We start from the raw sequence: 12,300 nt of genomic DNA, 5'->3' as shown, positions 1-12,300 counted from the left end.
ACACGGGTCATACGTCCTGACGGCCGAAAGCTTTAATATCACGGGAGGAAACCGATGCCCCTGTCGCCGCTCGCGCCGTCCGACCCTCAGCGGCTCGGCGGGTACTGGCTGGCGGGCAGGCTGGGCGCGGGTGGCCAGGGAGTCGTCTACGAGGCCTACGGCGAGGACGGCGAGCGCGTCGCCGTCAAGGTGCCCCGGCTCGACGACCCCGCCTCGCGCGCCAGACTGGCCAAGGAGGCCGCCGCGGCGCAGCGGGTGGCGTCGTTCTGCACGGCCAGGGTGATCGAGGCCCGTACCGACGTCCCCGAGGCGTTCATCGTCAGCGAGTACGTCCCCGGGCCGAACCTCCGGCAGGTGGTCGCCGAGTCGGGGCCGTACGAAGGCGATCTCCTGGTGCGGCTCGCCATCGGGGTCGCCACCGCGCTGACGGCCATCCACCAGGTCGGCATCGTGCACCGCGACCTCAAGCCCGACAACATCATCCTGGGCCCCGACGGCCCCCGCGTGATCGACTTCGGCGTCGCCCGGCAACTCGGCGTCCCGGGCACCACCACGGGGCCGATGATGGGCACCCCGAACTACATGGCGCCCGAGCTCTTCGCCGGCCAGGACGCCTCGGCCGCCGCCGACGTCTGGGCGTGGGGACTGACCGTCCTGTTCGCCGCGACCGGGCAGGACCCCATCCCGGACGCCGACCCGTTCGCCGTCGTGACCCAGGTGCTCGGTTACCGGCCCGACCTCGCGAACCTGGCCGAGCCGCTTCGAGGGCTGGTGGCCGGCGCGCTCACCCAGGAACCACAGGCCCGGCCGTCCGCCCGTGACCTCCTGCTCGGCCTGCTCGGCGGCGTGGACGGGCACCGGCCGCCGTCCGGCGACGACCTGCTGGCGGACGGCGGCAGCGTCGCGGCCACCGTGCGCCCGCCCGACACGGCCCCCACCTCCGAGCGCGATCTCGGGACGATCGCCGAGGAGCTCTACAAGGAACTGTCGGAGAGCGAACGGGCCGTGGCGCCCGAGGTGTTCCTGCGGATGGTCGGCGCCTCCGAGGACGGCGACGAGACGGTCAGGCACGTCCCGCGAGAGGAACTGGCCGACGCCGCCGGGGACGGACCCGCCGCCTCGCTGCTCACGGTGTACGAGGCCGCAGGCCTGGTCGTCGAGACCGACACCGCCTTCACCCTGGTCCATCCGGCGCTGATCCAGGCCTGGCCCCGGCTGCGCGAATGGGTGGCCGCGGAACGCGACGGCCTGCCCGTCCACCGGCGGCTGACGGAGGCGGCCCGCGCCTGGGACCGCAACGGGCGGAAACCCGGCGACCTCCTGCACGGCTCCAACCTCGACCGCGCGCTCCGCTGGGCGGCCGGCGGGCGCCGCAACGTGACGCTGATCCCTCTGGAACGGGAGTTCCTCGACGCGGCCGCCTCGCTCTCGGCGCGCACGTCGCGGCGGCGTGCCATGCTGGCGGGGGCGCTCGCCGTCCTGCTGGTCCTCGCGCTCGCCGCGGGCGGGTTCGCCGAATACCAGCGCCGGATCGTGGAACGGCAGCGCGACGACGCCGGCGCGCGCTCGCTGGCGCTGCGCGCCGCCGACCTGCGCGACACCGACCCGCGGACGGCGATGCTGATGAGCGTCGCGGCCTGGCGGCTCGCCCCGGACCTCCCGCAGTCACGCGGGGCGCTGTACGACTCGCGCTCCCAGCCGTTCACCGACTCCTTCACCGACCCGGAGGTGAGCGCCGACACGATCTACACGACCAGCGACGACGGCCACGTCCTCGTCGCCGTCCGGGCGGGCCAGGTGACCTTGTGGGACGTCCGCGCCCACCGGCGGCTGCGCCGCTTCCAAGGAGTGAGCGCGTCGGTCGCCAAGGCGGGGCTACGCCCGGACGGCAAGGTGCTCGCCCTCCAGGACGACAAGGGCGTACAGCTCTGGGACGTCACGACCGGCAGGGCCACGGGAAAGGCTTTCGGGCCCGGTTCCGCCCCCGGCAACTCCCATCCGCTGGAGTTCGATCCCACCGGGCGTCTGCTGTCCGTTCCCGAGCTTGATCGCGACGCCAGGTGGTGGGACGTCGGCGAACGGAAGAGGATCCAGACGGGATCCGGAGCCGGGGTCGACGCGGTGAACGCGGACGAGAGCCTGGGCCTGGTGTACTCCACCGGCAAGGGACGGGCGGAGCTGTGGGACCTGAAGACCGGCCACCGGCTACCGGCGAAGTGGCTCCCCGACAAGAAGGAGGTCAAGGACGCCCGCTTCGCCGAGGACGGGCGAACGCTGGCGGTCACAAGAGTCATGGCGGCCGATGGAGCGATCCCTCTCATCCCGGGCAGCCCCAACAGCCCTGGCAACACCGCCATCAGCATTCTGCTGAGGACGGCGCGTTCGGGTGCTCCTGTGAAAGGGGACGGCGCGGGGCCGGTCGCCGATTTCATCGGTTTCGGATATCAGGGCCGATTCGTGGCCACATGGGCTGACCGCAGCCTGGTCATCTTGCGCCCCGCGGATTCCAATATCGTTTTCGCTCGCGAACTCGGCTCGCCGATCGGGAAGCTCCGTTTCGACGAGGCGGACCATCGCCTGCGCTACCTGACGGACGCCGGAACCGTCCGCACACTGGACGTCGGCATGCTGCTCGACTCACCGGTCCTGCCGGGCTCATATGTCGATGGCAGGGCCCTTCTGGGACCTGGCGGCCGGGTCCTCGCGATCTATGACGGCCACGGCGCTGTACACATTTGGGACGTACAGCGGGGACGGCAGATAGGGCGGGCCGTCACGCTCGGGGCCTCGTTCTCTGCGCCTTCGCTGGCCTTCAACAGGGACGGGGCAAGGCTGGCCATCGGCGCGCCAAGCGTCGACGGGACAGGTGGCAAGGCGACGCCGCGCGCAGGGGTGACCATAGTGGACACAGCAGACGGTGCGGTGCTGACTTCCTTTCACGTCTCGGACAGCAGGGCCGTCGGAGTCGAGAGCATGGCCTTCAACCCGGACGGCACCACCCTCGCCGTCGCACCCAACGATCTCTACGGCCCCCCTCTCGAGCTGTGGAACCTGGTACGTCGGCAGGTTCGGCTCGTCCCCGGCGTCAAGGGGTCGGACTTCATGGCCTATCGACCGGACGGGAAACTGCTGGTAGCGGAGATGTATCCGAGGCTGACACTCGTGGACCCGATCAAGTTCGCGCCGGTCGCCGCTCCGCCTGGCTCGGGAAGCGTCGGAGACACATACTCGTTCAGCCCGGACGGTCGCGTGGTGGCGGTTACGGCCACCGGCCGGATCGTGATCTGGGATGCCGACTTCCGGGCGACGAGAGGCCAGGCTTTCCCCGCGGTGAAGGACGGCCTCTCGGCTCCCACATGGTCTCCTGACGGTCGTACGCTCGCTGCTTCCTGGGCGGGTGGCAGTGTCAGGCTCTGGGACGAGATCAGCCGTCAGCCCATGGGAACGATCTTCCAAGCTCCTGTTCAGGAAGATCGGGAGATCACGATGGCCTTCAGCGGCGATGGCCGTACCCTCTACAGCGCCACACCCGATGGGGTGCTCCGGGCCTTCGACCTCGATCCCGGGCACGTGGCGGCGGCGGTCTGCCGGCGGGCCGGGGGTGGGCCGGACGTGGAGCAGTGGAGGCGGGACGTCCCCGAGATCGATCCCGCCGCCGTCTGTCCTTGAGCCCGCGCCCGCGACGGCCCTCTGAGCGCGCCCGATACCCGTCGGGAGGGCGTCAGAGGCGCCCGGCGGCCTTGAGGGCCAGGTAGGCGTCGGCCAGGGTCGGGGCGAGGTCTTCGGGGACGGCGTCGACGACCTCCACCCCGTGGCGCCGCAGGTGGGTGGTCAGCCGGGACCGTTCGCCGCGCAGGTGCTCGGCGGCCGCCGCGTCGTACACCAGCTCCGCCGTGCCACGTCCCGCCGCCATCTCCGCCACGCGCGGGTCGGCCACGGAGGCGACCAGCACCAGGTGGCGCGAGGCGAGCTGGGGGAGCACCGGGAGGAGCCCCTCGTCCATCGCGGCCGGGTTCAGGTCGGTCAGCAGGACGATCAGGCAGCGCCGCTTGGCCCTGGCCAGGATCGCCGCCACCATGCTCTCGGAGTCGGACTCCACCAGCTCCGGCTCGATCGGGGCCATCACGTTGACCAGCGCCGAGAGCGAATCCGTCCGGGACGCCCCCGACAGCCAGGCCCGTACGGCGCGGTCGTGGGCGAGGAAGTCGACCCGGTCGCCGGCCCGGGTGGCGAGGGCGGCCAGCAGGAGGGCGGCGTCCATCGACCAGTCGAGCCGCGGCCATCCAGGGGCCGTGTCCGGGCCGGAACCGGTTCCCGGCGGGTTCCGGCCGGCGTCGGGTCCCGGGCCGGTTCCCCGGACGTCCCCCGAGCCTGCCTGGGCCGGGATGGGGGAGGCGCCGACGCGGCCGGCGGAGGTGCGGCCGGTGTCGAGGACGATCAGGACGCGCCGGTCGCGTTCGGGACGCCATGTCCGGACGACCACGTCGGCGCGGCGGGCCGTGGCGCGCCAGTCGATCGACCGCACGTCGTCGCCCACGACGTACTCGCGCAGCGAGTCGAACTCGGTGCCCTGGCCGCGCACGAGCGCCGGGTGCTGCCCCTCCAGCTCGCGCAGCTTCGACAGCTTGGCGGGCAGGTGCTTGCGGCTGAGGAACGGCGGCAGCACCCGCACCTTCCACGGCACGCTGTGGGAGCCCTGGCGGGCGGCGACGCCGAGCGGGCCGAGCGACCGTACGGTCACGGTGGCCGCCTCGCGGTCGCCGCGCCGCGACGGGGTCAGTGTGGTGACCAGACGACGCCTCTCACCGGCTGGGACGTCGAGGCGCTGGTGGCGCGGGGCGGCGCCCGCCGACGGCGGCCAGGCGTCCCGCAGCCTCCCCCGGACGCGACGGCGCCCGGGGTTCTCCACGATCAGTTCCACCGCCACCGACTCGCCGAGCCGTACGAGCCGCTCGCCGCCGCGCCGGAACCGCAGCGGCCGTACGGCCCCCGCGAAGAACAGGTCGACGGCGACGAGCGTGCCGAGCAACAGCAGCAGGCCGAGCACGGCGTACCCGGGGCGCGGCGCGAACAGCACGGCGACGGCCCCGAGGGCGGCGATCAGCCCGGCGCGGCCGGTGAGCGCCATCAGCGGGGGACCGGGACCGAGGCGAGCACGCCGTCGAGCAGCCCGTCCGGCGTCGCGCCCTCGAGCTCGGCCTCCGGGCGCAGCTGGACGCGGTGCCGCAGCGTCGGCTTGGCCAGCGCCTTGACGTCGTCGGGAGTGACGTAGGAGCGGCCGGACAGCCACGCCCAGGCCCGTGCCGCCGCCAGCAGCGCGGTGGCGCCGCGCGGGGAGACGCCGAGCTGCAGCGACGGGGACATCCGGGTCGCCCGGGCGAGGTCGACGACGTACCCCAGTACCTCGGGTGCGACGTGCAGTTTGGCGACCTCGGCCTGCCCGGCGGCGAGGTCGGCCGCCGAGGCGACCTGCCTGATGTGGGACAGGTCCTTGGGGTCGAAGCCGAGCGCGTGCCGTTCGAGCACGGCGATCTCCTGCTCACGCGGCGGCAGCGGCACCGTGAGCTTGAGCAGGAACCGGTCGAGCTGCGCCTCGGGGAGCTGGTAGGTGCCCTCGTACTCGATGGGGTTCTGCGTGGCGATCACGACGAACGGCTCGGGCAGCTTCATCGGCGCGCCGTCCGCGCTGACCTGGCGCTCCTCCATGGCCTCCAGCAGGGCGGCCTGGGTCTTCGGCGGCGTGCGGTTGATCTCGTCGGCCAGCAGCAGGTTGGTGAAGATCGGGCCCTCGCGGAAGGCGAACTCGCTGGTCTTGGCGTCGTAGACCAGCGACCCGGTGACGTCGCCCGGCATCAGGTCGGGGGTGAACTGCACCCGCTTGAAGTCGAGGGCCAGGGTGGCGGCCAGCGTGCGGACCAGCAGCGTCTTGGCCACGCCCGGCACGCCTTCCAGCAGCACGTGCCCCTTGCACAGCAGGGCGATGACGAGGCCGGTCACCACGGCGTCCTGTCCGACGACCGCCTTGGCGACCTCGGAGCGCAGCGCCCCGAGCGCGTCCCGGGCGCCGTCGCGTACGGGCTCGCCGGGCTGGGGCGCCGGAGCGGGCGCGTTCGGCGCCGGCGCTGCCGGGAGGCCGCCGGGCACGGTGCGGGACGGGTCCCCTGCGAGCGGCGCCGGCGCGTCGCCCATGGGGGGCGGCGTGGGAGGCCAGGGGTGACCGGGCGTTCCGCTCGCGGGGCCTCCAGGCGGAGGTGTGGTCACGGCTCTCGTACCTGCCTTTCCAAGGTGTCGAGGTGGCCCGCCAGGGCGACGAGCCCGGCGTCGTCCGCCGGTATCGGGCCGTACAGGACTGAACGCACCCAGACCGCATCCTGCCCGGTGCGCAGGGCGGTCGCGGCAACGACCTCGTCCCAGGTCGCGTCGCCGGACAGCCCCAGCCGCGGTGCGATCCGTGAGACGCAGGCCGCGCGCAGTGTCGCGGACGCCCGGTCGCGGGCCCGGCGGGCACGGTAGAGGCGCCCGCGCCCCTCCACCGTCTCCGCCGCCCGGACGACCACGGGCAGCCGTTCGACCACGACGGGGCCGAGACGGCGTGCCCGCCACAGCGCCACCACCAGCAGCGCGACGCCGAGCTGGAGCACCGCCCAGGGCACCCCCGGCGGGATCAGCTCGCCGAGCGTGGCGCGCCCGGAGCCCGGCCTGGCCTGCGGGCGGTCGGGGGCGACGAACCAGATCAGAACGGGCCGCGCGCCCGCGAGATTCATCGCCAGGGCGGCGTTGCCGTCCTCCGCCAGCCGCTGGTTCGACATGAACGCCCCGTCGCCGACCACCGTCGTGACGACGGAGCCGGTGGTCTGGCGCACGAGGGTGAAGCCCTTGCCGTCGGGGTAGCAGCCGACGGCGCCCCGCGGCGGCCTGTACGACACCCCTCCGGTGTGGGCGCTCCCGGCGCGCACGGCGGCCGGCAGGTCGCACATCGGCTCGCGGGAGCGGGATGCGGCCGTCTGCTCGGCTTGGAGGCCCGGAGGCAGGAGGGACTGGTCCACGGACGGTCCCACGACCAGCCGGTCGGCCCGGGTGGCGGCCAGACGCCGCAGGTCGTCCTCACTCAGGTGGGTCGTGTCGGTCAGCAGCAGCTGGGCGCCCGCGCCGTCGAGGCGCTCGACGTCGGCCACCGTGGAGACCCGTTCGACCCGTACACCGCGCCCGCGAAGGATCTCGGCGAGCGCCTTGCCGCCGTTCAGCGAGGTGCCGGCGGGATCCAGGTCACGGCCCTCCGCCGAGGTGCCGGTGATCAGCACGGTGAGGACGGCGACGGCGACCACCAGGACACCGAAGACCAGGAATCCGCGGCCGCCGCGCCAGATGCTCCTCGCCGTGGGAGACGTCGAGAGCGAGGGGACCGCCTGCTCGGGCGCCGACAGGGTCACCGGCCCTCTCCTCGGGTGATCGAGGCCGTCGTGGTCATCGGGCCGCCTCCGTGGCCATGGGGGCGGACGCGGCGGGGCGGGTGGCGCGCAGGTCGTCGTCCAGCGCCGCCATGGTCTGGTAGCCCTCGGCGGTGCCCGGCACCTCGCCGTACGTCACGTCGTCGAACAGCCGGGCGGCCGTGGCCAGCCTTACGGCGAACGGCGGCAGCTCCCGCCCCGCCGTCTCGGCCAGCTCGTCGGCCGTACGGCCCGGCTGGGGCGCCACGATCGCCCGGTGCTCCAGGTCGCGGGCGATGGCCCGCAGCCGCTCGCGGATCGCGTCCGCCCAGCGGGACTGCCCGGCGAGCCGCTCGGCCTCGGCCCGGTGCTCCTCGGCCGTGCGCTCCCGCGCCCCGAACAGCTCCTCGCCCCCGAGCCGGTGACTGCGGGTGGCCTTGCGGGCCTGCCAGGCGATCAGGGCGACCAGGCCCGCCACGACGAGGATGACGACGACGAGGGCGACCACGCCTCCGGGGACGCCGCCGGGCGCCTGGTCGAGCAGGCTGTCCACGAACTCCCGGATCAGCCGCAGCACGCGCTCCGGCAGTGACTCCTGCTGGTACTCGGGCTTGACCAGCTCCTCGACCGCCTTGCGGCGTGCCTCTTCGCGTCCGATGTCGTCCAGGACGACGGCGTTCACCAGCTCTGCGACGGTCACGGTGCTCCGTAGCCGCCGTGTCCGTTCGGCCCGGCCGCGTGGGACGGGTGCCAGAGGTCGTCGGCGGCGGCCGACACCCAGCCCTGGCGCTGCTGCTCGGTCGCGGCGGTCTGCAGCACGAGGTCGAAGGCCTCGGCGCGCATCCGGCGGTCGGTGTAGAGCAGGCCGTTGACCCCCGCCTGGATGGGATAGGTGATCATCGCGCTGAGGATGCCGCCGACGGTGAACAACACCGCCGTAACCACGACCATCCCGAGGCTGCCCTGGCCGCCGATGGCGAGCACCGCGCCCACCAGGCTGACCGGGACCGAGAGGATACCGCCCAGCATGGCCGCGATGAGCTGCGTCAGGAGGATGATGCCCAGCACCCGCCAGAAGTCGCCGTCCACCAGCCGCCACGAGCGGCGCATCGCCTCGATCACGCCGCGCCGCTCGAGCACCACGGCCGGGGCGGCCAGGGCGAAACGGGTGGTGAAGAACAGCCCGTAGGCCACGACGCACAGGACGAGCAGCAGACCGACGCCGATCACGGCCACCGGCTCCGCGCCGGCGACGACGACCGCGACGATCAGCAGCACCGCGACGACGATCGGCACGAGCATGATCAGGCCGGTGAGGAACGCCAGGCCGAACAGCGCGGGCAGCCGCGACCTGGTGAGCCGCCAGGCCTCGCCGATGGTGATCCGGCCCCCGAAGACCGCGCGGCCGAGCACGCGTGTCAGCACACCGGTCAGCATCGTGACCACGAAGAACTGGATGATCAGTCCCACCACCGAGCCGCCGAGCTGCGCCAACGCGCCGTCCAGGGACACCTCGGTGCTCCGGCTGCCGCCCAGAGGGTCGGTGACCATGCCGCCGACGGACTTGTAGTAGATGGCCTGGCCGATCGCCACGGGCAGTGTGCCGACCGCGGCGGCGATGGCCGAAAGGCCCAGCGTCGCCTTGGGGTTGGAGCGGATCAGCTTGATCGTGCCGTCGAGGATGTCGCCCAGGCCGAGCGGGCGCAGCGGGATAATCCCCGGCCGCGGCGCCTGCGGCGGCGGCTGGAAGCCGTACGGCTGCCCGTAGGCGTACGGCCCCGGGCCCGGCTGCCCGCCGTACGGCCCCGGTCCCGGCCCGCCGTACGGACCCTGGCCGGGGGCGCCGTGGGGCCCCGCCGGGGGTGGCCCGTACCCCTGGCCCCGCGGCGGAGCCTGGCCCGCGGGACCGTAGGGCGGAGGGGCGCCCGCGCGGCCGTCACCGGAGGGGGCGGGCCCGGAGGGAGGGGGAGCGTCACCGGGCGCGGTCCACGGCGTGGGGCCCTGACCGGTGTACGGCGGGGGCTGGTTCTTCGCCCACCCGGGAGGCGTCTCGGGCGTGGAGCCGTGACCGTCTGACATATCCCAATCCTGGCATGTCGCGCAGGTCTTCGTGATGGCCCCCGACCCGATCACTGCCGGGGATGGCCGAATACGACCGGTTTGGAGCACACTTGGGGAGGGGCCGCACGGGGGACGCGCCACGCCACGCGACAGGCTCATAGGGCCAGATCATTGGCGGGTTCCGTAACGTGCGCCTAAAATTCGGCTTTTGGCGACGCTAATGTTCGATCGTTTATCACCCACGCGTGACTCACGGGTAGCCTGCGGTCGGTCGTACGGCTTTCGCCTCAACCTTCAATACAGTGCAGAACGAATGAGGGGCCATGAAAGGACGCGTGCTGGTCGTCGACGACGACGCCGCTCTCGCCGAGATGCTCGGCATTGTCCTTCGGGGGGAGGGCTTCGAGCCGTCGTTCGTCTCGGACGGGGACAAGGCGCTCGACGCGTTCCGCGACACGCGGCCGGACCTCGTCCTTCTCGACCTGATGCTGCCCGGGGCCGACGGCATCGACGTGTGCCGGCGCATCCGCGCCGAGTCCGGCGTGCCGATCGTCATGCTGACGGCCAAGAGCGACACCATCGACGTGGTCCTCGGCCTCGAGTCGGGAGCCGACGACTACATCGTCAAGCCGTTCAAGCCGAAGGAGCTCGTCGCGCGGGTACGTGCGCGGCTGCGCCGCACCGACGAGCCCACGCCCGAGGTGCTGCAGATCGGCGACATCACGATCGACGTCGCGGGTCACTCGGTCAAGCGCGAGGACGAGACCGTCAACCTCACCCCGCTCGAGTTCGACCTGCTGGTGGCGCTCGCCCGCAAGCCGCGCCAGGTGTTCACGCGCGAGGTGCTGCTGGAGCAGGTGTGGGGCTACCGCCACGCCGCCGACACGCGCCTGGTCAACGTCCACGTGCAGCGGCTGCGCGCCAAGATCGAGAAGGACCCGGAGCACCCCGAGATCGTCGTGACCGTTCGCGGCGTCGGCTACAAGGCGGGTCCGGCGTAGGCCGCCCCGCCGCGTCCCGGCGTGACCTCGGACCCTGAGATGGCCCCCCCGACATCCGGCACCGCCCGCGCCGCCGGGCGGCCGAAGCCGAAGACCAAGCCCCGGCGGACGCCGCGCCAGATCGTGCGCGGCGCCCGCAGGCGGGCTCGGCGTGCCGCCGGGCGGGTGCGCCGCTTCTGGCGGCGCTCGCTGCAGCTCAGGGTCGTCACCAGCACGCTGGTCATCTCCATGACCGTCGTGGTGGTGCTCGGTGTCTTCCTGATGCAGATGATCGACACGGCGGTGCGGCGCGGGCGCCTCGACTCCGCCACGGCCGAGTCGGTGGCCAACGTCGCGACGGTGGCGAGCTACCTCAGCCAGCCGCTCGTCGCCGTGAGCAAGCAGGCGGGCACCCAGCCGGACGACGGCACCGACACCACCCCGGGCAATCCGCTCGACCAGGCGGCCGAAGCCCTCAGCCGCCGCGCCGACTCCAGGTACAACGTCCTGATCCTCAACGCCGACCAGGTCGGCCGCGACCGCGCCACCGGCCCCGTCGACCCGAGGACCGTCACCGGCAAGCTGCGCGACAAGGTGCGGCAGAACAAGGACGAGCCGCAGGCCCAGTACACCCCGATCTACTACCTCGGCAACGCGCAGCCGGTGCCGGGCCTCGTCATCGGGATCCTGGTGCCCAACCCCTACGGCGACTACGAGGTCTACCACTTCTTCCCGCTCGACGAGGAGGTGAAGACCCTCTCCCAGGTCCAGCAGTGGCTGGTCGTGGTGGGCGTCGCCCTGGTGCTGCTGCTCGCCGCCGTGGCGTCCCTGGTCACGCGCCAGGTCGTGACGCCGGTACGCCTCACCCGGCAGGCCGCCGAGCGGCTCGCCGCCGGCAAGCTGAGCGAGCGCCTGAAGGTCCGGGGGGAGGACGACCTCGCGCGCCTGGCCACGTCGTTCAACGAGATGGCGTCCAACCTCGCGCTCAAGATCCATCAGCTGGAGGAGTTGTCGCAGGTCCAGCGGCAGTTCGTCTCCGACGTCTCCCACGAGCTGCGCACCCCGCTGACCACCGTCCGCATGGCCGCCGACCTGCTGTACGAGAGCCGCGAGGACTTCGAACCGGCCGCGGCCCGCTCCGCCGAGCTCATGCAGAACCAGCTCGAACGCTTCGAGTCGATGCTCGCCGACCTGCTGGAGATCAGCCGGTACGACGCGGGCGCGGCGACGCTCGACATCGACTCGGTCGATATGCGCGACGTCGTGCTCCGGGCGGTCGGCGACTCCCAGCCGCTGGCCGAGCGCAACACCACCCGGCTCGACCTGCGGCTGCCGAACGAGCCCTGCATGGCGGAGGTCGACAGCCGCAGGGTCGAGCGCATCCTGCGCAACCTGCTGTTCAACGCCATCGAGCACGGCGAGGGCCGCGACATCGTCGTCACCCTCGGCGCCGACCGCGACGCGGTGGCGGTCGCCGTACGCGACCACGGCGTCGGCCTCAAACCCGGCGAGGAGAACATGGTCTTCGACCGGTTCTGGCGCGCCGACCCCTCGCGCGCCCGCACCATCGGCGGCACCGGTCTCGGCCTCGCCATATCCCGCGAGGACGCCATGCTGCACGGCGGGTGGCTCCAGGCGTGGGGCATGCCGGGCGAGGGGTCGCAGTTCCGGCTGTCGCTTCCCCGCCAGGCGGGGTCCGAGCTGCGGGGGTCCCCGCTGCCGCTCGTCCCGCCGGAGGTCGAGATGCGGCGCACCTGGAGAGGGCAGGCCACGCCTGTTCTCTCCCCGGCGATCGAAGGGGGCTTCGATGGCGACTAGAGGCCGGTTTTCAG

General features: G+C 72.9%; 8 protein-coding genes. 3 read left to right on the top strand and 5 right to left on the bottom strand.

Translation table 11 applies throughout. The features are described from left to right. Positions 1-54: 54 nt before the first annotated feature. Positions 55-3,669, top strand: coding sequence for a WD40 repeat domain-containing serine/threonine protein kinase (locus tag KIK05_RS01520; RefSeq protein ID WP_214408665.1), 3,615 nt, complete (start codon positions 55-57; stop codon positions 3,667-3,669). 52 nt (positions 3,670-3,721) lie between these two features. On the opposite strand, the gene KIK05_RS01515 is transcribed toward KIK05_RS01520, so the two are convergent. The 5 genes from KIK05_RS01515 to KIK05_RS01495 all read right to left on the bottom strand — a co-directional run bounded on the left by KIK05_RS01515 (position 3,722) and on the right by KIK05_RS01495 (position 9,506). Then, positions 3,722-5,128, bottom strand: a complete 1,407-nt coding sequence (locus tag KIK05_RS01515) for a DUF58 domain-containing protein (RefSeq protein ID WP_214408664.1) — start codon at positions 5,126-5,128, stop codon at positions 3,722-3,724. Further along, a complete protein-coding gene (locus KIK05_RS01510; RefSeq protein ID WP_214408663.1) occupies positions 5,128-6,189 on the bottom strand; it encodes an AAA family ATPase in 1,062 nt (353 codons plus the stop codon). Before KIK05_RS01510 ends, KIK05_RS01515 begins: the two co-directional genes overlap by 1 nt. 68 nt (positions 6,190-6,257) lie before the next feature. After that, on the bottom strand, positions 6,258-7,430 hold the full coding sequence (locus tag KIK05_RS01505) for a DUF4350 domain-containing protein (RefSeq protein ID WP_308249693.1): 1,173 nt from the start codon (positions 7,428-7,430) through the stop codon (positions 6,258-6,260). Between the two features lie 34 nt (positions 7,431-7,464). Continuing rightward, entirely contained in the window at positions 7,465-8,127 is a 663-nt protein-coding gene (locus KIK05_RS01500; protein WP_308249692.1) for a DUF4129 domain-containing protein, read from the bottom strand. Further along, complete coding sequence (locus KIK05_RS01495; RefSeq protein ID WP_214408662.1) at positions 8,124-9,506, bottom strand: DUF7847 domain-containing protein; 1,383 nt, start codon at positions 9,504-9,506, stop codon at positions 8,124-8,126. Before KIK05_RS01495 ends, KIK05_RS01500 begins: the two co-directional genes overlap by 4 nt. A 305-nt stretch (positions 9,507-9,811) precedes the next feature. On the opposite strand from KIK05_RS01495, the gene mtrA reads away from it, so the two are divergent. Then, a complete protein-coding gene (gene mtrA / locus KIK05_RS01490) occupies positions 9,812-10,489 on the top strand; it encodes an MtrAB system response regulator MtrA (protein WP_214408661.1) in 678 nt (225 codons plus the stop codon). 39 nt (positions 10,490-10,528) lie between these two features. Next, positions 10,529-12,286, top strand: a complete 1,758-nt coding sequence (mtrB, locus tag KIK05_RS01485) for an MtrAB system histidine kinase MtrB (protein WP_214408660.1) — start codon at positions 10,529-10,531, stop codon at positions 12,284-12,286. Positions 12,287-12,300 lie beyond the last annotated feature (14 nt).

It is taken from the genome of Sphaerisporangium fuscum (assembly GCF_018531465.1).
Classification (GTDB): Bacteria; Actinomycetota; Actinomycetes; order Streptosporangiales; family Streptosporangiaceae; genus Sphaerisporangium; species Sphaerisporangium fuscum.
The sequence above is the reverse complement of the archived record's forward strand: the minus strand, read 5'-3'. Positions and strand labels throughout refer to the sequence as shown.